This window comes from Secundilactobacillus collinoides DSM 20515 = JCM 1123, assembly GCF_001435975.1.
GTDB lineage: Bacteria > Bacillota > Bacilli > Lactobacillales > Lactobacillaceae > Secundilactobacillus > Secundilactobacillus collinoides.
On record NZ_AYYR01000013.1, the window covers coordinates 297,732 to 323,315 of the forward strand.

The window sequence follows — 25,584 nt, forward strand, 5'->3', positions numbered from 1 at the left end:
CCCTTAATATTTTAAGTGATAATAAAAATTATTATCGCACGTTCTAATACCCTTTGGCAAGCGCTATTCGTGGGTTTTGCGCAACAAAACAAAAATAATTTCAAAAAAGAGTTGTCAAACCAAACATTAGTTCGTATAATAGGTTATGCAAACAAATGTTCGAGGTGATAATCATGACAACTGAAACATCCGCTCTTAAAAAGATATCAACACAACTTAATGCTGGCTACCGCCAATTTCTCGCGCTTGATCAGCCAAGCACTATGCCGGAACAACAGCAGCAATACTTCATTGATCAGGCCATTACGCGCCACTACCGCGTTCAATTGACCCTCGCAGGCGACCCTGAAACAACCATGACGGGCTATCTCAAACGCGGCCCGAAAAACACCGTCTTGGTGACAATGCCGCATGACGCGGTGACGAGTGTCGCCCACCTCAACCAGATCCAGTTTATTTCTCGACTTGACTATTAATTTTAAATTTTCTAATCCCGGTAATCATTAGGTACTATTTACGAAACCAAATAAAAACTGCACCCAACTCTAAAATCAGAGTCTCGAGTGCAGTTTTTTTGATGTTTTGTGCTGTGTTATTTTTAATGTATTAACGTGCCGTCTTCTTTTCATCGCTGGCCATATTCAACAGTTCCTGAGCATGATCGAGCGTTAACGCTGTAACCGTCGTTCCGGCTAGCATCCGTGCCAGTTCCGTGACCCGTCCCTGGTTATCAAGGCGTTGAATATGGGTTTCCGTTCGTTTGCCGATAACCTCTTTAGCAATAAAGTAGTGGTGATCACTCATGGCAGCAACTTGCGGCAAATGTGTGATACACAATACCTGAGAATTTCGGGCAATACCGCTGATCTTTTCCGCGATGGCCTGCGCCACCCGACCAGAAACACCGGTATCAACTTCATCAAAAATGATTGAGGTGACACCCTGTGATTGGGAGAAGATCGTCTTTAATGCCAGCATTAGTCGTGACAGCTCCCCGCCGGACGCAATCTTTGCCAGTGGGCGAATCTCCTCACCAGGATTTGGTTGAATATAGAACTCAACATCATCCAAGCCGGTGGCGTAAAATTGATGCTCACCAAGTGTTTTAAACCGCACCTGAAACACCGTCTTAGCCATGTAAAGATCGCCAAGTTCCCCCTTGACGGCAACTTCCAGTTTTTTAGCAATCTGATGCCGCTGCTTAGACAACTGCTTGCCAAGCGACGTCAAGTGGGTCTCCTGCTTGGTCAGTTGCGCGTCCAGGTCACCTTCATCAAGTTCAGCTGCTTCCATGTCCGTCAACTCGTGACTGATTTTATCAAAATACGTCAGGATCTGATCCTCAGAGTCGCCATACTTACGCTTTAACTGGTGAATAACTTCCAAGCGTTGTTCGATCTCATCGAGTTTATTTTCGTCCCACTCCATCAGATCTGCCTGGCGTGACAGTTCGCCGGAAGCATCCTGCAACGCGTAGTAGGCTGAGGATAACGCATCATGTAATTTTTCATATTCCGGGTCCAGGGTGGTAATATTGGCCAGCGCGTTCATTGCCTGACCACTTAAATCTAAGGCTCCAGGCGCCTCTTCATCACCGTTCAGCGCAAGAAAACTTTCCTGCAGCGCGGTGTTGATCTTTTGAAAATTCATCAGCCGGTCACGCTGCTGGGTCAGTTGTGCTTCCTCATCCGGTTTCAAGTCAGCATCCTTGATCTCGCCAACCTGAAAGCGCAGCATGTCCAACCTCTGCGCCCATTCATTACGGTGTGTATTGCGTTCCACCATGGCTTGGTGCAGGTGTTGATACTGGTCATAGGCTGTGTGATAGTCCTGGCGAAGTTTTGCCACGGGCTTACCACCAAACTCATCCAGAAGCCGCAAATGCTTATCCGGCTGCATTAACTCCTGGTGTTCGTTTTGGCCGTGAATATCAACGATTGTCTCGCCAAGTTCCTTTAACGTACTCGTGTTGACCAGCATGCCGTTCACCCGACAGATATTACGGCCGCTGCGATAAATTTCGCGCTGCAGGATAATGGCCCCATCATCGTAATCGATACCCAGGTCATCCAGCATATGGTAAGTCGCGCCGTCTTTCGGAAAAATAAACGCGCCCTGGATCACAGCTTTGTCTGCACCAGTCCGGACAAAATGCTGGGATCCTCTGCCCCCGGCCAACAGACCGACCGCATCAATAATAATCGATTTCCCGGCCCCGGTCTCACCGGTCAGAACCGTCATGCCATTTTCAAATTCAACGTCCAGACTCGCGATGATCGCGAAGTTTTTAATTGAGAGTTCCTGTAACAATCGTTTACCTCCTTACGCGTTGATAGCGATAGATCAGGCTTAATAATGGAAAACGAGCCAGATTTTACCTTGCCGTAAAATCTAACCCGTTCTTATTTCAATAAATCATCGACAACTTCCTGCAAGGCTACGGCGCCCTCATCACTCTTACAGATGGTCAGCACCGTTTCATCATCACCGATCGTGCCAAACACAAAATCATACTTCATCTGGTCGATCAGCGATGCAATTGCTGGGCCGTTCCCAGGCAGCACCTTCAAGAAGGTATCCTTGCCCTGAACACTAAAACTAACGTATGCGTCACGCAATGTCCGTTTGAGTTTTTTCTTAGTGTCCAGCTTTTTTTGAATCGGCATGTTATACCGATAGCCGCCGGAGATCGATGGCACTTTAACGAGCTGCATTTCCTTAATATCCCGTGAAATGGTCGCCTGGGTCACATGAATATTTTGTTCTTCTAGTAGTTTCACGAAGTCTTCTTGGCGCTCAATGTCTTGTGTGCTAAGTAATTGCCGGATTAAACGCTGACGATCCTGCTTTTTCATGTGGCCATCTCCCTACGTTTTCAATCAATTTAGTACCTATGATAACCCCTTTCAATCCATTTTAAAAGTAGTTTGTGATTTTTATGCATTTAATATACGATGTGCATCGGCCACCGTTTCAGCTGGCACAACTGATTCCGCCACAGTTGGCGCACTGGCCACCGATTTTAAATGAACTAAGAATTCAATATTTCCTTCGCCGCCGGTAATTGGCGAAAAATCAAGATTCATGACACTAAACCCGCTGTCCAATGCCAATTGAATGACCTTGTTGATGACCATTTCATGCACTTTGGGGTCCTTGATGATGCCGTGCTTACCCACGTACTCGCGCCCAGCTTCAAATTGGGGTTTGATCAGCGCCACCACGTCGCCATCAGGAATTAAGATCTGTTTCAGCGGCGGCAAGATCAGTGACAGCGAAATAAAGGAGACATCGATCGAGGAGAACGCGGGCTGTCCGTTCGTAAAGCCATCCGGTTGACTGTACCGAAAGTTCGTGTGTTCCATGACCACCACGCGCTCATCCTGACGTAGTTTCCAGACGAGCTGATTGCTCCCAACATCGAGTGCGTAGGACAATTTTGCACCATTTTGAAGCATCACGTCCGTGAATCCGCCAGTGGAAGAACCGATATCCAAAACGATCTTGTCCTGGACGCTGATATCAAACACCTTGAGCGCCTTGGCCAGTTTTAAGCCGCCGCGGCTCACATACGGCAAGGGTTTGCCTTTAATATGCAGATCAGTATCAATTGGGATCTTGACCCCGGGTTTATCTAATCGTTCTTCATTGTTGCCAAGTACTTCACCCGCCATGACAGCGCGTTTTGCTTTTTCGCGGGTCTCAAATAACCCCTGTGTGACGAGTAAAACATCAACTCGTTGTTTTTCCATTGCGGCACCTATCCTTCGATCTGAAAATAACTTAAAAATGCGGCCAGTAACGAGACATCCAGCTGTGAGTCCTGCTGTAACGGCACCAATGCTGCCTGTGCGTCCGCGACCACAGCGGCAAGACGGGTCTTTGTGCCGTCAACGCCAAAGAGCGACGGGTACGTGTTCTTGGCTTCCTGCGCATCCTTGTGCACACGTTTGCCAAGCTGCTCAGCCGTAGAGGTCACGTCAAGCAGATCATCGTAAATCTGAAAGGCTAGGCCAAATTGGTCCGCAAAATGCAGCAGTGCTTTGGTCTCGTCAGGCGTCGTTTTCGCAAGAATGCAGCCAGCCTGAACCGCATAGTGCAACAGAGCGCCTGTTTTATGGCGGTGCAGATTTTCCAGTGCTGGCAGATCAAGCTGGTGATGTTCGTTAGAAATGTCATCCGCTTGGCCTGCAACCATCCCACTAGGGCCAGCATTAACTGCCAGAGCAGCCACGAGCGCCGTTTTCTGGGATTCGGGCAGCTGATTGTCCACCAGCCATTGAAAAGCCAGCGTCAGCAAACCATCGCCAGCAAGGGTCGCCATGCCGGCACCAAACTTGACGTGGTTCGTGGCCACACCACGCCGCAGGTCATCGTTGTCCATGGCCGGCAGGTCGTCATGAATCAGTGAATAAGTATGCAGGAGCTCCAGAGCGCCGGCAGCTCGTAACTGGTCCGCTGTTATGTCTGCATGGCCCGAAGCCACCAAAACGGCCAAAGTCAACAGTGGCCGCAATCGTTTACCGCCAGCGTTAACTGAATAGGCCATTGCATCGGACAGAATCGTTTGATCCACATCCTTTGGCAGATTCTCTTTCAGGTAAGTATTGATCTGCGGCCGGTACAGCGCTTCAAAGTCAGCTAATTGTTTAGTGATCGTCATTGCTGTCAGACTCCCCGGATTTTTCAAAGGCCACCGTTTGGTCATCATCCTTCATCATTTCAGCTAAGGTCTTTTCAGCCTCGGTCAATTTTGTTTGGAGCGCATGACTCAGTTCAACGCCCTGTTTGAACTGTGACAGTGCCTGTTCCAGCGGCACATTGCCCTTTTCCAGTTCGGTGACGATCTGTTCGAGCTGGGTTAAATTCTCTTCAAAAGTTGGTGTTTCATTTGCGTCTTGACTCACCATTATCAGTCCTTTTTAGTAGTTTGAATGTCAGTAATTTCTGCGGTGGCCTGGCCGTCTTTAAAATGCATGGTCACCGTTTCGTTAAGCGACAGGTCCGCGGTGCTGGCCAGTACTTTATCGTCACTAGTGACGTAGCTGTATCCTCTGCCCATGACTTTCAAGGGACTTAAGAAGTCCAGCGATTGCGCTAACTGGCTCAGGTGCTGTCTGTGATTCAACAGTGTCTGTTTAGCCCCGCGATTCAACCGCGCTTGCAGGTCCTTGCTTGTTTGTGCCAGTTGCTTCACCTGAGTTGCCGGCGTTGCCGCCAGCAACCGGTCGTGGTCAGCTGTCAGTTGGGTCTGTGTCAGTGTCAGACGATGGGTCATGGTCTGCTCGAGCTGCTGACTGAGTTGATCGACTTTTTGACTGTACCCTTCGTAAAGGCGTTCCGGTTGTTCAAAGACGTATGTTGCCTTGAGTTTGCTTAACCGTTCTTGCAGTAATGACAGTTCGTGGCGAAACGCGTTCAATAACCGAACGCGATCCTGCCCAATCTCTAACAGCACGTCACTTAGGACTGGCACTGCCAGTTCACCAGCAGCGGTCGGTGTTGCGGCACGGACATCGGCCACCAGATCGGCAATCGTAGTATCTGTTTCGTGACCAACTGATGAAATAACGGGAATCTGACTGGCAAAAATCGCCCGGGCAACTGTTTCTTCGTTAAACGGCCACAAGTCTTCAATCGACCCGCCGCCCCGGCCAATAATGAGCGTGTCAAAGTCGCCGATCTGGTTCGCACGATTGATCTGGCGCACAATATCTGGCGCCGCTTCGTTACCCTGCACGAGTGCGGGAAACAGCACGATCTGGGCAATCGGATACCGGCGCCGCGTTGTGGTAATAATGTCACGAATCACTGACCCACTGGGACTGGTCACAACGGCGATCCGTCTTGGAAACCGCGGTAACGGTTTTTTTGGTGCTGAAAACAAGCCCTCTTCTGAAAGTTTTTTCTTCAGTTGTTCATAGGCTTGATAAAATTGACCCACGCCGTCTGGTTCCATGTGATCCACGTAGATCTGATAACTGCCGCTGGGTTCATACAACGAGATGCGGCCTGTAACCAGCACCTTCATCCCCTCTTCCGGCATGAACTTGATCTTGCTGAACGCGGATTTAAACATGATGGCACTGATTTTTGCATGGTCATCCTTCAAACTAAAGTACTGGTGAGCATTGCGGCGCAACCGAAAGTTCGAAATTTCACCCGTTAAATAAATTCTGCCAAGGTAGGGATCATTATCAAATTTTCGCTTGATGTACGCCGTTAACGCAGTCACGGTTAAATAGTCACTTGGTTCCAAATTAGTCACTCCATTTAGCTAATTCAACAGTCTGTTGCAGCAGGGTTGCAATCGTCATAGGGCCGACACCGCCAGGCACCGGTGTGATCAAACCAGCAACATCCTTGACGCTGTCAAAGTCAACGTCCCCCGTCAACTTGCCGTCCGCGCCGCGATCCATGCCGACATCAATCACCGTTGCCCCGGGTTTCACATCCTCACGTTTGATCAAATGCGCGATACCTGTAGCCACGACCAGAATGTCTGCCGTTTTTGTATACCGTGAGAGATCCCCCGAATGATGATGGGCAATCGTCACAGTCGCGTTAGCGTTTAACAGCAGGGCGGCCATTGGTCGACCCACGATGTTTGACCGGCCAACAATGACCGCGTGGGCGCCCTCCAGCGGCACGTTATATGCCCGCAGCATGCTCATGATGCCCTTAGGGGTACAAGAAACCGGAAAATTCAATTGCGCATTCGTCAGCAGCTTGCCCACGTTGATTGGATGAAACCCATCAACATCCTTCACAGGGGAAATGGCGCGCGTGATTGCGGGTTCATCAATTTGTGAAGGCAGCGGCGACTGCACCATCAGCGCATGGACCGTTGGATCCTGATTATAGTCGGCAATAACGGCTAATAACTCGTCCTGTGTCGTGTCCGCTGGCAACTGACGCACAACTGAGTTGATTCCCAGTTGAACGGCCTTACGATGCTTATTTCGGACGTAAATTTTACTAGCATTGTCCTCACCAACAATAACTACGACAAGCGTCGGCACGATGCCTCTTTTTTTTAAACCTTCGACTGCTAATTTTGTTTGCGCGTTAATGTCGCTGGCGACACGTTTACCATCAACGATTTCTCCCACATCAATCACCCTCGCTTCAATTATTATTCTCTTTTCTCTGCATACTAATATTGAATATTTTAGCATATTCCAGCGTTGAGTTCAGCTCCCATCGTGGGTTACAGGCGTTCTTTTTGAAGTTGACTCGATGTGAAGACGACGCCAAGGCACTTTCAGGCAAGAAGATCCGCCAATCGCAACCAAAATTCTCCTTATCAAGAGTCATCGTTTATTAGAAAACGTTTCCAATACTGAGAAACAAAAAAAGACCTTCTGGACTAAGAGAAAGGTCTTTTTATTCGTGTGTTGCCCTTAATTTGACTCGACTTCATGCGCGAGCACACCGTTAATAAATCGGCGTGAACGGTCGTCGCTGAACTGTTTGGCCAGTTCAAGTGCCTCGTTAAGCGCCACACGTTTGGGAATATCGGGTTCGTTATCCATCTCAAAAAACGCAAGCCTGAGAATAACCAGATCCGTTTTAGCAATTCGTGAGAGTGTCCAACCCTGCATCAAATACTGCTTGATTTTTTCATCTAACGCAGCTTGATTGTCCAAAACACCCGACACCAGTTCATCCAAGTAAGCAGGAACCTTCAACTCAAGCTTGCCATCATCAGTCAGCAATTGTTGATACAACACCTGCTTATCAGCCTCTGGATTCGCGTTCAGCGCAAACAAGGTCTGAAAAGCGCGAATTCGGATATCGTGTCTGTTTAATTCTTGCGTCACTTGTTTTCACCATCTTCACTTTCATCATCGTCATCAAACAAGTTGTTTGGATCCACCGCCTGAGTTGTTTTTTCAGGGATGACACCCTCAACATGAACGTTGACTTCACTCAAGTGGAGATCCGTCATAAAGAGCAGCTGCTGCTTGACTTGTTCCTGAATAGCCAGCGCCACCTTCGGCACTGAAACGCCGTAGTCAAGGTAAACGTAAACGTCCACTCGCAGGTCATCGTCAGACAGTGAGAGCTTAACGCCCTTGCCGCGCTCCTTACGACCAAACAGTTCATTCACACTATTAGCTAGTGAGCCGCGCATCCGGGCCACACCGTCAACATCGTTTGCGGCGATGCCAGCAATGATTTCTAACACTTGTGGCGCAATTTCAATATTGCCAAGTGAGGGTTCGTCTGCTGTTAAAGTAATGTTTGTATCTTCAGCCAATTAATGAACCTCCGTTTCAAATAAACGTTAAAAAACGTTAATTATGCACGTGAAATGTAAGTGCCGTCAGTTGTGTTAATGGTCAGCTTGTCGCCTTCGTTAACAAAGAATGGCACTTGAACGATCAAACCAGTATCCATAGTAGCAGGCTTTGAACCGCCAGAAGCAGTGTTCCCCTTGATACCAGGTTCAGTAGCAGTAACTGTCAAAACAACGGTGTTGGGTACTTCAATACCCAAAGTTTCTGAACCGTATTGGATCAAAGTAACTTCCATGTTTTCTTGCAAGTATACTAATTGATCTTTGATTTGTTCGTCAGGAACGGCGATTTGTTCGTAGTTATCAGTGTCCATGAACACCCGTGAATCGCCATCAGCGTATAAGTATTGCATCTTACGTTGGTTGATTGGGGCTTGTTCCATCTTAGCACCAGCACGGAACGTCTTTTCTTGAACGGCACCCGTCCGCAAGTTCTTTAACTTAGAACGCACAAAAGCGCCACCCTTACCAGGCTTGACGTGTTGGAATTCAATGATCCGCCAAATTGCGTTGTCAACTTCAATTGTTAAACCGTTTTTAAAATCTGCTGTAGAAATAGCCATACGATAGTCCTCCTAATTTTTCCTTTACCATCATAGCAATTAAGCCCACCTAAATGCAAGCTAGACCGCTAAATTATTCTATTATTTAAACGATTAATAGGTCCCGTGGCGCCGTTGTTAAACGAACACCCCGCGTAGGTGTGACCAAAATGTCGTCTTCGATACGAACACCACCGAGATCAGTTAAATAAATACCGGGTTCCACCGTGATCACATTGTTAGTGTGCATCAGGTCCTCTGACCGGGTCGAAAGCGCCGGCCCTTCATGAATATCAAGACCGATGCCGTGACCCGTACCATGGTTAAATTCGGGGCCGTAACCCGCATCAGTGATGAGTGCCCGGCCTACCTTGTCTAAATGCTTACCCGAAACACCATCTTGGACGGCATCAATGATGGCTTGCTGCGCGTCTTGTACCACTTTGTAGACCCGTTGTAATTTTTCACCGGGATCTCCCAAAGCAACCGTTCGGGTAATGTCCGACGTATAACCATCGAAATAGTAACCGCAGTCAATGGTAATAAGCTCCCCAGCCTTTAGCTGTTTGTTGCTGGCAGCACCGTGCGGCAACGCTGACCGGTAGCCGCTGGCAACAATGGTTGCAAAGCTTTCACCAGTCGCGCCCAGTTGGCGCATTGTCGCATCAAGTTGATTGGCAACCTCACGTTCAGTCTGACCAGTGTGGAGCGTCTCAATTGTTTTCATTAACCCATCAGATGTCAACTCAGCCGCCTGTTTGAGTGCGGCAAGCTCAGCGTCATCTTTGACCCAGCGCATCTGGTCAACCAGACCCGTAAAGGGCACAATATCTGAAGTCATCTGTTCATCGATCTGATCATAGTCAAAGTATGGCAGATCATCTTCAAACCCTAGGACAGTCACCTTCTGATCTGCAACCACTTTGGCGGCTTCTTTTAAGTAATACCGGGTAATAATCAGGTCATAGTCGGGGTGCTGACTGCGTAATTCAACATCGTAGCGCGCATCGGTGATTAAGAATGCCTTGGTCTTAGTGATGACTGCCACACCGTCACCGGGTAACCCGTCAAAATTCATGAGATACTTTAAGTTGACCGCGTTTGTGACCAAAAAACCATCGATTCGCAGTTCATCAAATTTTGCTTGCAATTTTGCTATTCTTGCCTGCATAACAATCCGCCTCCGATTCATGACCCATGGATATTTTTTGACAAACAAAAAGACCCCGCGGGGCCTTTTTGATAAATGTTGTGATTAACGTGCAGCAACATCTGATGCAGGGTAAACGGATACTTGGCGCTTATCGCGACCCTTACGTTCGAAGCGAACGACACCGTCAACCTTTGCAAAAAGTGTATCGTCTTTACCACGAAGTACGTTGGCACCTGGATAGATGTGCGTCCCGCGTTGACGATAAAGAATTGAACCGCTGGTTACAGTTGAACCGTCAGCAGCCTTCGTACCGAGACGACGCCCAGCAGAATCACGACCGTTGGCAGTAGAACCGCCCCCTTTATGGTGAGAGAAGAATTGTAAATTCATTTCTAACATTACGTTTCACCTCCATATTGGTAGTTTATGAGATCCGAAGATACTCAGAATATTGTTTTTCGACATCTAAAAGTCCATTTAAGAAGCTTTGTAACAGAGCCTGACTGATTCGGTCTTGCATGTAGTCATCAACTGGTGGCATCCGGAGGCTTAAAAAACCGCCCTCGTCATTCTTGGAAACCACCACTGGGGTAATTTCCGCAACCGTTGACAACCCATTCACGGCACTAATGCTCAGTGCCGAAACCGCAGCACACACGATATCGCTGCCATAGGGCGCGCTATCCGCGTGACCGGTAAGTTTAAAGCCAATGATCCGGCTGCCGTTGTCGTAGTCAAATGTCGCTTGAATCAAGATCAATCACCTACATTAAGCGTTGATAGTATCAATAACAACCTTGGTATATGGTTGACGATGACCAACTTTGGTGTGTTGACCCTTCTTAGCCTTGTACTTGAAGGTAATAACCTTCTTTTCACGGCCTTGCTTTTCAACAGTACCAGAAACTGACGCACCATCAACTAATGGAGCACCAACCTTGGTCGTGTCGCCGCCAACGAAAACAACTTGGTCAAAAGTGACCTTGTCGCCAGCCTTAGCATCAAGCTTTTCAACGTAAACAGCTTCGCCTTGTTGAACACGGTATTGCTTACCGCCCGTTACAATAATTGCGTACATGTATGTGCACCTCCTTCAATTTGGTAATAACTTAGACTCGCCGAGAACAAGTGGTGATAACTCACGCTTAGGAACTTGGCCCGTGCGGTTGCAGTGTGGAAGTCCACAAATACAACAAATTGCATTTTACATGAAAATAGGGGCTTCGTCAACCCCTATCACCAGGTAGTTTCACAAATTCAATTTCGTCATCTATTATTATAGGAATAATTGCGTTGTAAAATCAATCAAAATCTTCTAAAACGTGCCTGCCGTTTAGCTAGCAATGTACTGATCGTTTGGTCAGACAGTTTGGCTAATTCATCCGCCATTGTTTGCTGGAAGTTTTCGTCAAGCACGCTCTCATCCGGTAATACCCGGTCGATCACGTGCTGCGCCTTTAACTGATTTGGCGTCAACCGCATCAGTTCAGCCGCTTCATCAGCCCGGTGCGCATCCTTCCACATAATGGAAGCAAACCCCTCAGGCGACAAGATCGCATACATACTGTGTTCCAGCATCCAAATCGTGTCTGAACAGGCTAAAGCCAATGCACCACCGGACCCTGCTTCACCCACGATAATTGTAAGGATTGGCGTTTTCAGCGTCAGCATCTCACGAATATTCTTGGCAATCATTTGACCCTGGCCAGCTGCTTCGGCATCAGCGCCAGGATATGCCCCGGGAGTATTGATCAGGGTAATGATCGGCATATGCATTTTTTCAGCCATTCGCATGACTCGTAACGACTTACGATAGCCCGCCGGTTCTGGACTGCCAAAGTGGGTTGCCATCCGTTCTTCAAGAGTGGTTCCCTTTTCCGTTGCAATGACGGCCACTGGGTGACCCTTTAAGGTCGCTAATCCCGCAATAATGGCCGGATCATCACCACTGATTTGATCACCGTGACAGGCAAAAAAATCAGAAAACAGCGCATCTACAACGGCCTGCATATTGGTTTTTTGGTCGCTGCGGGAACCCGCAACGATGTCTGATGCTTGACTCACTATGCCTCACCCCACTTTGGCGCTTCTAGAATTCGCAGCAATTGGCTTAACCGTCCAGCAAGCTTGTCTCGTGGGACGATTTCGTCGATGAACCCGCGCTTATAACTGTTTTCAGCACTCTGAAAATCATCCGGCAACTGTTTGTTGATGGTCTGTTCAATCACCCGTTTACCAGTAAACCCAAGCAACGCGTGCGGTTCAGCCAAGGTAATATCAGCCTGCGTTGCAAAACTGGCAGTGACACCGCCAGTCGTTGGGTCCATGATGACCGAGATGTAAGCCAAGCCAGCATCACCATGTTCATTCACGGCAACTGAAATTTTGGCCATTTGCATGAGGGAGTAAATCCCCTCCTGCATCCGGGCACCACCCGAAGCTGTCAGCAAAACAACCGGCAATTGCTTTTCCGTTGCCCGTTCAAACAAGCGGGTCAGCCGTTCCCCATTAGCAGTACCAAGACTGCCCATGATAAAGAGCGGATCCATGATACCAAGTGCTACCGGTTGGTCATCGATCTTGGCTAGCCCAGTCAGCACGCCATCCTTCAAATGTGTGGCTGATTGCGCTTTTTTGAGTTTTTTGTCATAACCGGGAAAATCGATGGGATCCTTTGACACGATATCCGCATCCCATTCCTCGAAGTGTCGCGTAATCATTTTTAACCGCCGCTTGGCAGACACCCGAAACCCATAGCCGCATTCAGGACAGACCCGGTACTGACCAGACCGCTTGAAATAGAAACTGGTGTGGCAACGGGGACACTGAATCCAGATACCGTTTGGCACCTGGGCTTCGTAGTGCTTTAAAATGGATACAGAACGTGATGAAAAACGCTTCACGTGTTCCCCAAAGTTCATCTAGGACACCTCCTGAACATGCTGTTTCTGGAATTCAGGTAAGAAGGTGGTCATAATGTAATTCGTCGTTGCTTCGCCTTGTTTGACGACCGGATCATCCAGCAGTGCTGATAAAAACAACTGGTTAGATGCGATTCCGTCCATTTCAAATTCAGCAAGAGCTTCGCGTAGTTTAGCAAACGCCTCGTCGCGGGTATCAGCGTGTGCAATCAGCTTAACGACCATCGAATCATAAAACGGCGTGATCTGATCACCGCTTGCGATTCCACTATCCACTCGGATGCCGGGGCCGCCAGGTAAGCGGAGTTGTTTGACCAGTCCCGCTTGCGGCATGAAGTCAAGTGCAGGATCTTCCGCGTTGACCCGTGCTTCGATAGCAGCACCATGAATTGTCAGATCAGCCTGCGTAAACGAAAGTGTTTCGCCAGCTGCCACCCGAATCTGTTCCTTAACGAGATCAACACCGGTTACTGCTTCGGTAATCGGATGCTCCACTTGAATCCTGGTGTTCATTTCCATAAAGTAAAATTCATGGTTTTGATTCATCAAAAATTCAATGGTACCCGTGTTTCGGTAGCCGATGGCCTTAGCAGCACGAATGGCAATCGTTTGAACACGCTGGCGTTCGGCCGGTGTCATGATGGCGCAGGGACTTTCTTCCATCACTTTTTGCTGGTTGCGTTGCAGCGAGCAATCCCGCTCTGGGAAAGCAACAACGTGACCGGAATCGTCAGCAAACACTTGAACTTCAATGTGTTTAGCCGGCGACACAATTTTTTCAAGATACATCCGCGAATCGCCGAAGGACAGTTGTGCTTCCTTAGTCGCTTCATCGTATGCTGGTTTGAGTTGGTCTGGTGTCAGTACCTTACGAATACCTTTACCACCACCGCCAGAGGCAGCTTTGAGCATAACGGGATAACCAACTTTTTCAGCTGTTGCCAGGGCGTCATCAACATCCTTCAGGAACCCGGTACTACCGGGAATCACTGGGACATCGTTAGCCTGCATCTGGATCCGGGCATTTGCTTTATTGCCCATTAACTGAATGGTTTCCGGTTTCGGACCAATGAAGGCAATTTGACAAGTTTCACACAGCTCTGCGAACTCTTCATTTTCGGATAAAAAGCCGTACCCGGGATGGATGGCCTCGGCGCCGGTCAAAATTGCGGCACTGACAATATTTTGCATATTTAAATAAGAGTCAGCTGGTTGCGGGCCACCCACACAAACAGCTTCATCGGCCAGCTTAACGTGTTGCACATCGGCATCAGCAGTGGAATAAACCGCCACGGATTGAATACCAAGTTCCCGTAAAGCCCGAATGATGCGCACGGCAACTTCCCCGCGATTGGCAATCAATACTTTTCTAAACATGCACTCACCTACCCAATCATAAAGGTCAGGTCGCCCGAGCAGACTTTTTTATCCTCCACGTAGGCGGTCCCATGACCCAAACCAGCATTGCCGCGAATTTTATCTAACGTGACTTCCAACCGTAACGTGTCTCCTGGTTTAACCATTTGGCGAAATTTCACTTTGTTAACACCGCCAAAGTACGCGGTCTTACCCTTAAAGCCATCCATCGTAAGCAGTGCAATGGCACCTGCCTGCGCCATTGCTTCGACGATCAGGACACCAGGCATCACAGGGTTACCAGGAAAATGGCCTTGAAAGAAGGCTTCGTTTACAGAGACGTTCTTCTTCGCGATTGCCTTTTCACCTGGGACATAATCCAACACACGGTCAATCAATAACATTGGGTAACGGTGCGGCAGGATTTTTTGAATTTCAACGACATCTAATGAATGCAAATCTGTTTCTTCTGACACGATAGTCACCTCATTCTTAAGAGTATGCGACGGGGGATAATTCCTCCGACACACGTTTCAACACCAGCGAACAACGAACACTCCACCAGTCACAGCTATAATGAAGAGGTCAGAACAAAATTCCCTGTCCCAACCTCAGTCGCTAAGCCGCATACTGGCTTAACGGCCGTTGCCGATAAGTCATTCAAAACTTTTACTTCTATAATATATACATACTGTTATGGTGTTACTTTGAACAGCGGCTGATCATACTCAACCACTTCTTCATTTTCAACTAGTACTTTCGATAACGTCCCAGTGACTTGGCTCTTGATCTCCGTCATCATCTTCATCGCTTCAATGACACAGACGACATCACCCTTTTCAACGTGGTCGCCCACCTGTTTGTACGCCGGTTTATCCGGTGAAGCTTGCAGGTAGATCACACCGACGAGCGGTGCTTTAATGGTCTCATCATTGTCAGCTTGTTCAGTCACGGGCGTCACTGTTTGTTCATCCGTCGGGGTTGCCACCGCAGCGGGTTGCACCTTTGGCGTTTCTACCTGAACGACAGGATCATTATCCTGATTGCGGTGATGAGACTGCTTGTTTTTATTGAGGTACAAATGCAGATCCTGATAGTCTAATTCAACCTCACGAATGTCGCTATCGTTGATCTGGCTGATAATCGTTTGAATTTCTTCAATCGTCATCTTACTCCCACCTTCTGAAGGCTAAGACTGCGTTGTGACCGCCAAAGCCGAATGAATTGCTAATGGCATATTCTGCTGGCGTGTCTTGGTTCGCCTTAGTAACAAGGTTGACCTTACATTCAGGATCTTGTTCAGTAATGCCGACATTCAACGGCAATTTACCGGATTGCAATGCTGCTGTCGTGGCCACTGCTTCAATAGCGCCAGCAGCGCCCAACAGATGACCAGTCATACTCTTCGTACTTGAGACCAGCACATCACTGTCTTCACCAAACAATTTATTGATGGCCAGCGACTCAGCACTATCGTTACCCTTTGTTGCCGTACCATGGGCGTTAATGTAGTCCACATCGGCAGGGGTGATCCCGGCTTCTTCAACGGCAAGTTTCATTGCTCGGGCAGCCTGAGTTCCGGCTGGATCTGGTGAAGTAATGTGATAGGCATCAGACGTTGACCCGTAGCCCACAACTTCACCCAAAATCTCGGCTCCGCGCGCTTGGGCGTGTTCCAAGGATTCAATAATCAGTGTGCCGGCACCTTCACCCATGACAAACCCGTCACGAGCGGCATCGAATGGCCGTGATGCCTTTTCTGGATCCGTTGCTTTTGATAACGTCGACAGGGCAGCGAAACCGGCAATCCCAATTTCGTTGATTGACGCTTCGGCCCCACCGGTGATCATTACATCAGCGCGCCCATCCTTAATTTGACGGAAGGCTTCACCAATGGCGTTGGTCCCAGAGGCACACGCCGTAACGATGGTCGTACAAATATTTTGCGCATTGTAGCGGATAGCAATGTTGCCTGAAGCCATGTTTGAAATGGCCGTTGGCACAAACATTGGCGATACCCGATCAGCGCCCTTATCATGCATTTTGATAACCTGTTCTTGAATGGTCGTCAAACCACCGATACCAGAGCCGTAAATGACACCAAGACGTTCTGAATCTGTGTTATCTTCGTTAATTCCGGCCTGTTCCATGGCTTCACCAGTGGCGTACATGGCGTACTGGCTAAAACCATCCATCCGCCGCAAGTCGCGTTTTTTCAACCGTTGCAGCGGATCAAAATCCGTCAGTTCACCCGCTAAGGTAACACCTGTTTCGGTGGCATCAAAGTGCGTGATGGGGTTAAACCCAACCTTGCCGGCTGTCAAACTGCTGACAAAACTCTCAACATCGTTTCCGACAGGTGTTACGGCACCCATTCCTGTAATCACAACTCTTGGCATAATCTCGCTCCTTATTGCATGGTCAGGCCGCCATCAACAGTGATGGTCTGACCGGTAATGTATTCATTCTGTGCTAAAAAGATTGCTGTTTGAGCAACTTCAGCGACGTTTCCAAAACGTTTCAACGGAATCTGTTCTAGGATTCCTTCCTTGACCTTGTCGCTGAGATCAGCCGTCATTGCCGTATCGATCATGCCCGGCGCAATCGCGTTGCAACGCAAACCGCGCATGGCAGCTTCCTTGGCAACGGATTTGGTCAGACCGATGATACCGGCTTTGCTGGCGGCGTAGTTGGCTTGACCAATGTTTCCGGTCAACCCGATCACACTGGCCAAATTGATGAAGGCACCGGCCCGCTGTTTATACATTGGTCGTAGACAAGCCTTGATAACGTTAAATGTTCCCGTTAAATTGGTTGTGACGACACTTTGAAAATCAGCCATCGACATCCGATTCAATAACTTGTCATTGACGATACCAGCATTGTTAACAACAACGTCTAAGTGGTCGCTAACTGCATAAATGTGTTTAATCAAATCACCAACATCGGTTTCATCCGTGATGTCGGCACTGAAGTTCCAGCAGGTCACGCCCTGGTCTTGAATCGACTTGATAGCGTCCTCGGAAGCATCGTGACGGCCATTTAAGACAATGTTGGCACCCTGGGCAGCAAAGGCTTGCGCGATTGCTAGCCCGATACCCTGGGTACTCCCAGTGACAAGGACAGTCTTACCTTCTAAATTCATGTTAAACTCCTATTCCAGTGCAGCTAGGGTCTCGCTAAGTGTTTCCGCACTATCAATGTGATAGTAATTAAGGCCCTTAACCGTCTTCCTAGCGAAACTCATCAGCGTTTTACCGGGGCCGACCTCAATGACAGTATCAACATTGTCAGCAATCTGAACCAGTGCATCCGCAAAGTGCGTCGTGGAGACCAGCTGATCGGTCAACGTTTGAACGATGGTTGCCGGTTCAAACGGGGTCAACTTGGTCGTACTCATGACCGGGAACTTGCCAGTCTGCCATTGCACCTGCGCTAACGCCACGTTCAGCGGCTTCTGAGCAGATTGCATGAGCGGCGTATGAAAGGCACCGCTAACGTTCAATGTCACCTGACGGCCGGCATCGTGAGCTGTTAAGTAGTCACTAACGGCATCAACGGCAGCGATGTCACCGCCAATCACCACCTGTTTAGGGGTGTTCACGTTGGCAACCGCAACGCGGCCAGCAGCCTGGCCAGCTGTGACAGCAGTATTAAGCAGATCAAGCGGCGTGTTCATCACTGCCACCATCTTGCTTGGGTTGGCGTCACTAGCACTCTGCATCAACTGACCCCGCAGTGCAATCAGCTTCAAAGCGGCATCAAAGGACAGCATGCCGCTCGCTGCTAACGCACTGTATTCGCCCAAACTCAACCCAAGCCCAACTTGAACCTGGTCGCCCAATTCAGCCTGAATCGTTTGGTAAACCGCCATGCTCATGGCTACGATTGCGGGTTGGGTATACTGTGTTTCGTTAAGCTGGTCCGTCTTATCAGCATCAAAGTAAAGTGCTGGCATATCAATGCCTAACACTGAGCTGGCGTGGTCGATCGTTTCGCGGTACTTGGTCTGCGTCTGATAGAGATCTTGACCCATCCCTGTTTTTTGCGACCCTTGGCCACTAAATAATAGCGCAATTGTCATTTTATTTTTTCACCATCCATTAAGCTGATTGCCTGTTGGTAAACGTCAGCTAAGATGTCGGCTGCTGGTTCAGCCTCTTTCACAAGACCGGCCACCTGACCTGCCATGAACGCACCGTTTTCGGCATCACCAGTGAGTACCGCGGTGCGCAGACTCCCATTACCGAGTTGTTCAACGTCGGTAAAGTCAGGTTCGGGTTTTGCTGCTTCAGCCTTTTCAATCTTCATAAAGCGTTTAGCCATTTTATTTTTAAGCACTCGTGCCGGATGACCAGCAAATTCACCAGTCACAACGGTGTCGATGTCCTTGGCCTTAAGCACAGCCTTTTTGTAGTCAGGATGCACTTTTGACTCTGCAGCAACCAAGAAGCGGGTACCCATCTGGACCCCGACCGCACCCAGCATAAAGGCGGCCGCCATTCCGCGGCCATCGGCGATCCCACCGGCAGCAATTACCGGAATGTCAATGGCATCAACCACTTGTGGTGCAAGCGCCATGGTTGTTAGCTTACCAATGTGCCCGCCGGATTCCATGCCTTCAGCCACCACGGCATCGGCACCGACCCGTTGCATCCGTTTTGCTAAGGCAACGGAACCAACGACTGGCACCACCTTAATGTCGGCAGCTTTAAAGTCCTCGAGATACCGGGAAGGATCCCCAGCACCTGTCGTGACAACAGTGATACTGTCCTTTTCTGACAGAATCACGTCAACCACATCCTGCACGTGCGGTGACAACAACATCACGTTGACACCAAACGGCCGATCCGTGAGTGACTTAGCTGTTTCGATCTCACTCTGGACAATTTCACCTGAAGCGTGTCCGGCACCAATGATACCAAGACCGCCAGCGTTTGACACAGCGGCCGCTAATCGCCCATCAGCAACCCAGGCCATCCCGCCTTGAAAAATGGGATATTTCAGGTCTAACGAGGCCATAAACGGATCTAATTGCATCTTACTTAGCTTCTTTCAGTTGTTTTTCAACGAAGCCAACCAAATCAGAAACGGTGTCGATACCTTCTTCAGTTTCGATCTTGATATCAAATTCGTCTTCAATTTCGTTGATCACTTCAAAAATGTCCAGGCTGTCAGCATCTAAATCTTCCTTGATGTTGGTTGTCATTGTGACCTTTTCTGCGTCTTCACCAGTTTGGTCCACGATAATTGCCTGTACTTTTGAAAAGATTTCGTCGTTAGTCATAATATTAAATTCTCCTATAATGTTTGTTTTAGTTTTTTTAAAAGACAATCAGCTGGGTCCCGATGGTCAAGCCACCGCCGAACCCGCTGAGTGCGATCAGCTGACCGCGTTGAATCGTTCCCGCTCGAACTGCTTCGTCCAATAAAATTGGAACGCTTGCAGCCGAGGTGTTTCCGTAATGCGCCACGTTTGATAAAAACGGATCAATTGGCAATCCAAGCTGCTTGGCAATTTGATTGATGATTCGCTGATTTGCTTGATGCAGCACAAAATAGTCAACGTCATTAACCGTTTTGTCAACTGCCTGCAACGCCCGATTGATCGACTTAGGAACATCCCGGGTAGCAAACTTGTACACTGCCCGACCGTCCATCTCAAAATACCGCTGGTGCGCATCCGTATCATCTGTTGCAAACGGCGAAGTCAACGGCTGGTACCCAGCAGTGAGCCGGCCACCAAGTTCGCCCAGCGTCTGTAAATCAGATGACATAAACTGCGACGGGTCATCATCGCTGACCCGTTCCAGCAAAACACCGCCGGCACCGTCCCCGAATAGGACTGCTGTCGACCGTTCTTGCCAATCGACAAGCTTGGACAGCGTTTCGCCGCCAATAAGCATGCCGCGTTTTTGGCCACCCTTTAACAGGTCACCCGCAACCTTCAGCCCATAAATAAAACCGGAACATGCTGCGTTTAAATCAAACGCAAACGCATTCGTTGCCTGAATGTGGTGCTGCACAATGGCCGCCGTTGCCGGGGTCATATAATCTGGTGACATGGTCGCCACCACAATGAAGTCTAACGAGTCCGCCGACCAACCGGCATCCGTCAACAACCGGTCCGCCACAGCACCGCACAAATCGGCAGTGGTCTGGGTCGTTGTGACATGGCGTTGCTTGATGCCCGTTCGACTGCTGATCCATTCGTCAGAGGTATCCATATATTGCTTCAACTCATCGTTAGTGACGACCTTGTCAGGAACTTCATGCGCAGTTTGCACAATTTTAATGCCTGCCATGAGTAAACTCCTTACTTATCTGTTCGGGTCTCTGGATATTCCAAAAAGGCCTGAAGATTCAATAGTGCTTTTTCGATGAGCTGCACTTGATCATCGTCCATATCCTGCAGGAAGGACTGAATCATGTGGCGATGAAACGATTCGTGCGCCCGAAAGATCAACCGGCCTCGCCGCGTTAATCCTAACCGCACGAATCGGCGATCATCATCACTGCGTAACCGGACGACATATCCCTTGCGAACAAGGTGGTTAACCATGGTCGTCAAAGTCCCAGGCGTTATTTTCAGCTGCCTAGCAACCTGCGAAGTGGTCTTATGTTCGTACATTGTAATCGCGTCAATGGCGTGAACTTCTTTTATCGAAATGTCTTTAAAACGGCTCTTCTTAAGCTCCCGTTCTTCAACCCGCAGAATATCGTTGTACACAGTCGTTAATAAATCATTGATGCGTGTTGTTTTCGCAGCATCCATCACACTCACCACCTACTTTGAGTATCAAATAGTTTCATCATCAAAATAATAGCAGTGAACAATGGCGTGGTCAATCTTGTGACCCGTCTGGGGCAACGATAAACATCAATTCAGCGCGGACACAGACCTCGTCAGCCACAACGGCTTCACAAGAAACAATGCCCATGTTATCGCGCTGTTTTTTCATAGTAACCTTCAGAGCTATCTGGTTGGATGCCTTAACATCCTTTAAAAATTCGGCCTTGCGGATGCCACCGAGGTAAGCAGTTTTATGCTGAAATGCAGGTGACTTCAAAATTAAAATTGAAGCAGCTTGTGCAAGTGATTCAACAATCAACGCTGACGGCATGATGTATTCGCCAGGCCGATAACCGTTCACAAAACTCTCATCGGCAGTGACGTTCTTAATTGCCGTGATCGACTCGCCAGGGGTCAGCTCGGTAACACCATCCATGTAAAAAATGGGAAACCGGTTTGGAATCAACGTTTGAATTTCCTGAGAAGTTAGTTGCATGTACTGTTTAACACATCCTTGTCAAAGTATTTCAAACATCAAAGTATTTGATGGCAGTATGTTATGATAAATGCCCCTAATTTGTCAAGTTTTATTGTGAATATGCATGCATATCAACGTTTTAAAACCCCTAAATATTAGGGTTGATCAGACTTTATTAAAATTTATTCTTTGAGACTCAAAGTACCTGCCATAATGTTGGTACAAATGCGATGAGCTAGTCTTTAAGACAAGCTGTGCTCAGGCAATCGATGGACAATCTCATGTTGATATGTTGGTCATTTACTGGTGCATTTTTAGTCAAAAATTGGCACAATTTTGTTGACGAATTCAAGTATTTCCAGTTAGCCCTCCCCCCTGATATTTTTTAACTACGCTAAACATAAAGTAATTGATTTCTAAATACAATTTAGCATTTCTTATATGAAATTCACGATTAACAACAGCCTGCAATCCAGATGTGTTTTTCTGCCCTTTTGTGGTCAGTCTTAGATGTTAAGACCTGTAAAAAAGCGTTTTCTTCCAAGGATACAAATACACATGGTAAACTTAAGGTAATCTAATTGAGGGGGCCTTTATTATGGCTGGAATTTTAGTAACAACGACCGAAAATATTCCCGGACAGGACTATGAAATCATCGGGGAAGTCTTTGGTTTGACCACACAATCCAAAAACATTGTGCGCAACGTTGGCGCTGGGTTGAAAAATTTAGTCGGCGGTGAAATCAAAGATTACACAAAAATGATGGTTGAAGCACGTGATGTTGCCATCGAACGGTTGCGAGCAAATGCAGTTGAACAAGGCGCAGATGCCGTTGTCATGATGCGGTTTGATTCAGGCTCGATCGGCACCGACATGCAATCAGTTGCAGCCTATGGTACAGCCGTTAAGTTCAAATAAAGACGTTTTTCAATGACTGTTTCAATTTTTTATGAAAACGAAGATTGTTCAAAACAGCAGAATCGTCATCGCTGGTTTGCCGTCATACCAGTCCTTCACGTGGGATATCAGTACCGACTGGCACCTTAAGGTAACGGCAATATTCAGGAAGAAACAACTTCTTTCAGAAGGCCTATTGAAAACGCTATCATCTGTGCTATAATGACTTCTGTACTGCGATTATCCTTTGAATGTTTTACCTAGAAACCGGCTAGTGAGTGGCCGGTTTTTTTGTGTTTTCAGCGATTAAAAAAGACGTTTTACCACGAGGTCTGTTTCCAAACCGGCCGTGATGAAACGTCTTTATTTTTGCGTGCCATTTCTGATTTAGTCAATTGCCGTTTCAGTCATTAGAAGAAACGATTGCGGCGCAACGCATTCTTTAAAATGCCTAACAAATAAAGTACCGCAAACACCCACGGTATCCAATTGATCAGATTCAATAAACCACTGGTGGTCATATTGGAGCCTATCAAGCTGGTCGTGAGCTGGTAACCGCCGCTGACCGGATGCCCATAAAGATAAAACACAATAATCGTGGTTAAAATCCCAATGACCACCGCGGCAAGTTTATACAGGCGACCGCCATGCTGATGATGAAAAATCAGCTTAACGAGGCCACCGCCAATCGCAAACACGCCCCAGCCGATCAGCAGATAACTTAAAATGACGCAGTAGCCTTTAAAGTTAGTGGTACTGCTGTCGATCAAAGCCGTTATTTGGGCACTTAATGACTCATTTGAGCTGCCGGCACCAAACCATTTCAAAAGTTCACCGATCACTAGGAAAATGATGCCACGCTTGAGTTCGGAGTTGAGCACTCGGCTCATCAAATGACGAATCCCTTGACGGACTTTAGACTGATTGGCTGATGCCGATTGATCATCAGTTTGTGCTGGTTCCTCGTAACCTACTTGTGATGACGCTTGCTGCGGTTGCCTCGCACTTACTGTATCACCAATCGGCTCTTCGGCCTGAAAACGAACGTCTTGATGCACCCAATGACTCAGACGATGTTCCCATGGCCAGCTTCCTTTGCTTAATAATAATGGATAAAGATAACTGCAGATGACCCACAGGGCGAAGATCAACCACCGAAACTCGGACAGGCTAATCGCCAGCACAAATATCAACAATAGTGTCAATGAGTTTGACAGCATAAATCGAATGACTAAACCCAGATGATGCCGTGACGGGGTCAATTTCTGCCATTGTGATGGTTTTGTCCGCCGTTTCATATTCTGTGCCTCAGCAGTTCGAGATGTGGCCGACTGAGCAGTATCAAGCTGTGAGGACTGTTGATAGGTATTTCCCATCTGCATCTGACTCACTGGCAACCCGCATCGTGGACAAAACTGGGCATTACTGGGTACTAGACTACCGCAATCAGGACAATAAAGATCATTCATAAGCATATTGCCACATTTCAACTCGCAAAGTGATTTGCGAAGTGAAAAAGTGTGGCACCCTTTCCCTCTTTTCATATTATAGTCAGTTTCCAGAATCCGTCTTTTAAAACAAAGATGTTGGAAACCTGCTTATCGTCAATATAGCGCACTCGATGCGGCAGTGACAATAGTTCTAAAAAAGATTGATGGAATATTAACTTTTTAGGAAAGTCGTCAATTAGATATCAGTCTGTTTAACACACAAATGTAAAAATTACATAGTTAGTTGTTCCGAAACAGTGCTTTAAAGAAGGTTTAATTTACTGAATATTGCAGCATACATTTAATGTGCATTGATTGTCTTATTTGTGATACTTTAAAGGCCACCATTCGGACAGTCCTTACCAAATGTCCCACTAGTTATCCTTTAATTTCCGATCAATAAAAGTATAGCTGACTATTCTCATCTACGAATAAGTCTAAATGAATTAATTCGAACCAGTTAAACGTATAATTCAATACGTATATCCGTCACAAAAGACTATACTATATTTAAGTGAGTCAGCATATGATTTGAATACCGCAATAGTCCAACAAGTTTAAAAGCTAAACTTATTTTTGTTGTCCAAAAACTGAAGACGTTAAAAGCTGAATCAGGGAGATGAGTGTATGAATTTCAGGTTTGGATCTCTATTGGGAATTACTGTAGCCTCTCTTGGTTTGTTTGGCGTGACACAAGCACAAGCAAGTAGTTACTACAATACAACACGTTTGGTTCGGGTAACCAAGACGACAAAAATATCACGGGTTAGTGTGAAGCAGAAATATAAACGAGTTAAGACGTTTACTCTCCACAAAGGCGACTACGTCTATACAAAACATACCAACCGATATGCATGGGGGATTACGACTGCCAAAACCTACCACTGGAACGCCAAATATCAATATTGCACTTACAAAGTCGCATCCAGCAATCATAGCTGGTTTTCAGTGCCAAAAACTATTTCGTTTGATTCAACAAAACATTATGTTGAATCTTCAAAAAGTTATAGCCCATCATGGACAGACTCGAGTTGGGGCAACAGTACTATAAACATTGATGGAATCAACGTTTATACTGTCAGAAAATATAAATCATATGATGGCCACAATATAAATGGTATCGTACGAATTCATTATATAATCAAGGCTGGCCGGGATATAAGCGCTTTTCCGGGTTTAGGAACCTTGACAACAAATACAGGTATTCAAGTTGAAGCTGAAGATTATACTGAAGGTATTGATGGCGATATTAATTCTGGCGTAACCAAATCTGGTTACGTATACTATGAAATTCCTGATTTAAAATCCGCCAAGGCAATAACCACATTTCGTTTGCAATGGGACATGAGCTACGAAACAAATGACGACAGCGATGAAAATTGGTACAAAACATTCGACATCTCACTGTAACTAGTATTAAGTCATGGAACGTTGCCTGATAGCGTTCGGCAAAGTAGACATTATGAAAAAATCACTATTTGTTTGCATTATACAAGTTGCTTTAGATCGAATGAACACATTGTTTTCCATCATTACAATTACTTTTTAGCTTAGAGCAGGTATATAAACAAACCTCTGCATCTCAGGTTTGTTTTTTGCTGGTGCTCTTTTTGAATTATTTTGAGCAAAACAAAAACGCCGATCCCTCGAC

General features: G+C 47.3%; 31 protein-coding genes and 1 other annotated feature. Of the genes, 3 read left to right on the forward strand and 28 right to left on the reverse strand.

Translation table 11 applies throughout. The features are described from left to right. Nucleotides 1-173 precede the first annotated feature (173 nt). Entirely contained in the window at nt 174-476 is a 303-nt protein-coding gene (locus FC82_RS03795; RefSeq protein WP_056996246.1) for a hypothetical protein, read from the forward strand. A 130-nt stretch (nt 477-606) separates the two neighbouring features. Here the strand turns inward: FC82_RS03795 and recN are convergent, their stop codons facing one another. The 27 genes from recN to fabZ (FC82_RS03930) all read right to left on the reverse strand — a co-directional run bounded on the left by recN (nt 607) and on the right by fabZ (FC82_RS03930) (nt 21,563). Beyond that, entirely contained in the window at nt 607-2,310 is a 1,704-nt protein-coding gene (gene recN, locus FC82_RS03800; RefSeq protein ID WP_054758430.1) for a DNA repair protein RecN, read from the reverse strand. 92 nt (nt 2,311-2,402) lie between these two features. Next, on the reverse strand, nt 2,403-2,855 hold the full coding sequence (locus FC82_RS03805) for an arginine repressor (protein WP_056996247.1): 453 nt from the start codon (nt 2,853-2,855) through the stop codon (nt 2,403-2,405). A gap of 81 nt (nt 2,856-2,936) precedes the next feature. Further along, nucleotides 2,937-3,752: a TlyA family RNA methyltransferase gene (locus FC82_RS03810; protein ID WP_056996248.1), complete on the reverse strand. Its 816-nt coding sequence runs from the start codon at nt 3,750-3,752 to the stop codon at nt 2,937-2,939. An 8-nt stretch (nt 3,753-3,760) separates the two neighbouring features. Next, nucleotides 3,761-4,663, reverse strand: a complete 903-nt coding sequence (locus FC82_RS03815) for a polyprenyl synthetase family protein (protein WP_153020999.1) — start codon at nt 4,661-4,663, stop codon at nt 3,761-3,763. Continuing rightward, nucleotides 4,650-4,907: an exodeoxyribonuclease VII small subunit gene (locus FC82_RS03820; RefSeq protein WP_235809163.1), complete on the reverse strand. Its 258-nt coding sequence runs from the start codon at nt 4,905-4,907 to the stop codon at nt 4,650-4,652. The genes FC82_RS03815 and FC82_RS03820 overlap by 14 nt, the downstream gene beginning before the upstream one ends. A gap of 5 nt (nt 4,908-4,912) precedes the next feature. Next, the gene (gene xseA / locus FC82_RS03825) at nt 4,913-6,259 is read right to left on the reverse strand and encodes an exodeoxyribonuclease VII large subunit (protein WP_056996250.1); all 1,347 of its coding nucleotides are present in this window, start codon (nt 6,257-6,259) and stop codon (nt 4,913-4,915) included. Between the two features lies 1 nt (nt 6,260). Continuing rightward, complete coding sequence (locus tag FC82_RS03830; protein WP_054758426.1) at nt 6,261-7,112, reverse strand: bifunctional 5,10-methylenetetrahydrofolate dehydrogenase/5,10-methenyltetrahydrofolate cyclohydrolase; 852 nt, start codon at nt 7,110-7,112, stop codon at nt 6,261-6,263. Nucleotides 7,113-7,403: 291 nt separating this feature from the next. After that, nucleotides 7,404-7,823 (reverse strand): transcription antitermination factor NusB, encoded by a 420-nt coding sequence (gene nusB / locus FC82_RS03835; protein WP_056996251.1) that lies wholly within the window; start codon nt 7,821-7,823, stop codon nt 7,404-7,406. Next, entirely contained in the window at nt 7,820-8,263 is a 444-nt protein-coding gene (locus tag FC82_RS03840) for an Asp23/Gls24 family envelope stress response protein (protein ID WP_056996252.1), read from the reverse strand. Before FC82_RS03840 ends, nusB begins: the two co-directional genes overlap by 4 nt. A gap of 41 nt (nt 8,264-8,304) precedes the next feature. Then, nucleotides 8,305-8,865 (reverse strand): elongation factor P, encoded by a 561-nt coding sequence (efp, locus tag FC82_RS03845; RefSeq protein ID WP_054758423.1) that lies wholly within the window; start codon nt 8,863-8,865, stop codon nt 8,305-8,307. 85 nt (nt 8,866-8,950) lie between these two features. Beyond that, complete coding sequence (locus tag FC82_RS03850; protein WP_056996253.1) at nt 8,951-10,015, reverse strand: M24 family metallopeptidase; 1,065 nt, start codon at nt 10,013-10,015, stop codon at nt 8,951-8,953. Between the two features lie 84 nt (nt 10,016-10,099). Continuing rightward, nucleotides 10,100-10,396: a 50S ribosomal protein L27 gene (rpmA, locus tag FC82_RS03855; protein WP_054758421.1), complete on the reverse strand. Its 297-nt coding sequence runs from the start codon at nt 10,394-10,396 to the stop codon at nt 10,100-10,102. Between the two features lie 25 nt (nt 10,397-10,421). Beyond that, nucleotides 10,422-10,751 carry a ribosomal-processing cysteine protease Prp gene (locus FC82_RS03860; protein WP_054758419.1) on the reverse strand — a complete coding sequence of 110 codons (330 nt, stop codon included), beginning with the start codon at nt 10,749-10,751 and terminating at the stop codon, nt 10,422-10,424. A 15-nt stretch (nt 10,752-10,766) separates the two neighbouring features. Continuing rightward, the gene (gene rplU / locus FC82_RS03865) at nt 10,767-11,075 is read right to left on the reverse strand and encodes a 50S ribosomal protein L21 (protein ID WP_054758417.1); all 309 of its coding nucleotides are present in this window, start codon (nt 11,073-11,075) and stop codon (nt 10,767-10,769) included. Nucleotides 11,076-11,098: 23 nt separating this feature from the next. Beyond that, nucleotides 11,099-11,175, reverse strand: a sequence feature (ribosomal protein L21 leader region). 127 nt (nt 11,176-11,302) lie between these two features. Further along, nucleotides 11,303-12,064 (reverse strand): carboxyltransferase subunit alpha, encoded by a 762-nt coding sequence (gene accA, locus FC82_RS03870; protein WP_054758415.1) that lies wholly within the window; start codon nt 12,062-12,064, stop codon nt 11,303-11,305. Beyond that, nucleotides 12,061-12,918: an acetyl-CoA carboxylase carboxyltransferase subunit beta gene (locus tag FC82_RS03875; protein WP_056996254.1), complete on the reverse strand. Its 858-nt coding sequence runs from the start codon at nt 12,916-12,918 to the stop codon at nt 12,061-12,063. The genes accA and FC82_RS03875 overlap by 4 nt, the downstream gene beginning before the upstream one ends. Beyond that, a complete protein-coding gene (locus FC82_RS03880) occupies nt 12,919-14,295 on the reverse strand; it encodes an acetyl-CoA carboxylase biotin carboxylase subunit (protein ID WP_056996255.1) in 1,377 nt (458 codons plus the stop codon). It lies immediately after the preceding gene. An 8-nt stretch (nt 14,296-14,303) separates the two neighbouring features. Next, nucleotides 14,304-14,750: a 3-hydroxyacyl-ACP dehydratase FabZ gene (gene fabZ, locus FC82_RS03885; RefSeq protein ID WP_412778479.1), complete on the reverse strand. Its 447-nt coding sequence runs from the start codon at nt 14,748-14,750 to the stop codon at nt 14,304-14,306. A gap of 218 nt (nt 14,751-14,968) precedes the next feature. Continuing rightward, on the reverse strand, nt 14,969-15,442 hold the full coding sequence (gene accB / locus FC82_RS03890) for an acetyl-CoA carboxylase biotin carboxyl carrier protein (RefSeq protein ID WP_054758411.1): 474 nt from the start codon (nt 15,440-15,442) through the stop codon (nt 14,969-14,971). A gap of 1 nt (nt 15,443) precedes the next feature. After that, entirely contained in the window at nt 15,444-16,673 is a 1,230-nt protein-coding gene (gene fabF, locus FC82_RS03895) for a beta-ketoacyl-ACP synthase II (RefSeq protein ID WP_054758409.1), read from the reverse strand. Between the two features lie 11 nt (nt 16,674-16,684). Next, nucleotides 16,685-17,419, reverse strand: a complete 735-nt coding sequence (locus FC82_RS03900) for a 3-oxoacyl-ACP reductase family protein (RefSeq protein ID WP_054758408.1) — start codon at nt 17,417-17,419, stop codon at nt 16,685-16,687. Between the two features lie 9 nt (nt 17,420-17,428). Continuing rightward, nucleotides 17,429-18,358 (reverse strand): ACP S-malonyltransferase, encoded by a 930-nt coding sequence (locus FC82_RS03905; protein WP_056996256.1) that lies wholly within the window; start codon nt 18,356-18,358, stop codon nt 17,429-17,431. Then, complete coding sequence (gene fabK / locus FC82_RS03910; protein WP_056996257.1) at nt 18,355-19,314, reverse strand: enoyl-[acyl-carrier-protein] reductase FabK; 960 nt, start codon at nt 19,312-19,314, stop codon at nt 18,355-18,357. The genes FC82_RS03905 and fabK overlap by 4 nt, the downstream gene beginning before the upstream one ends. 1 nt (nt 19,315) lies before the next feature. Further along, nucleotides 19,316-19,561 (reverse strand): acyl carrier protein, encoded by a 246-nt coding sequence (locus tag FC82_RS03915; RefSeq protein ID WP_054706999.1) that lies wholly within the window; start codon nt 19,559-19,561, stop codon nt 19,316-19,318. Nucleotides 19,562-19,598: 37 nt separating this feature from the next. After that, on the reverse strand, nt 19,599-20,579 hold the full coding sequence (locus FC82_RS03920) for a beta-ketoacyl-ACP synthase III (protein ID WP_054758402.1): 981 nt from the start codon (nt 20,577-20,579) through the stop codon (nt 19,599-19,601). Between the two features lie 11 nt (nt 20,580-20,590). Next, nucleotides 20,591-21,049: a MarR family winged helix-turn-helix transcriptional regulator gene (locus FC82_RS03925; RefSeq protein ID WP_054758401.1), complete on the reverse strand. Its 459-nt coding sequence runs from the start codon at nt 21,047-21,049 to the stop codon at nt 20,591-20,593. Between the two features lie 70 nt (nt 21,050-21,119). Beyond that, the gene (gene fabZ, locus FC82_RS03930; RefSeq protein ID WP_054758399.1) at nt 21,120-21,563 is read right to left on the reverse strand and encodes a 3-hydroxyacyl-ACP dehydratase FabZ; all 444 of its coding nucleotides are present in this window, start codon (nt 21,561-21,563) and stop codon (nt 21,120-21,122) included. Nucleotides 21,564-22,143: 580 nt separating this feature from the next. Between fabZ (FC82_RS03930) and FC82_RS03935 the strand changes: the two genes are divergently transcribed. After that, nucleotides 22,144-22,464 (forward strand): heavy metal-binding domain-containing protein, encoded by a 321-nt coding sequence (locus tag FC82_RS03935; RefSeq protein WP_054758398.1) that lies wholly within the window; start codon nt 22,144-22,146, stop codon nt 22,462-22,464. A 389-nt stretch (nt 22,465-22,853) separates the two neighbouring features. Here FC82_RS03935 and FC82_RS03940 read toward each other — a convergent pair whose 3' ends face one another. Further along, nucleotides 22,854-23,912 carry a zinc ribbon domain-containing protein gene (locus FC82_RS03940; protein WP_161939738.1) on the reverse strand — a complete coding sequence of 353 codons (1,059 nt, stop codon included), beginning with the start codon at nt 23,910-23,912 and terminating at the stop codon, nt 22,854-22,856. A 648-nt stretch (nt 23,913-24,560) separates the two neighbouring features. Between FC82_RS03940 and FC82_RS03945 the strand changes: the two genes are divergently transcribed. After that, nucleotides 24,561-25,343 carry a hypothetical protein gene (locus FC82_RS03945; RefSeq protein ID WP_056996259.1) on the forward strand — a complete coding sequence of 261 codons (783 nt, stop codon included), beginning with the start codon at nt 24,561-24,563 and terminating at the stop codon, nt 25,341-25,343. Nucleotides 25,344-25,584 lie beyond the last annotated feature (241 nt).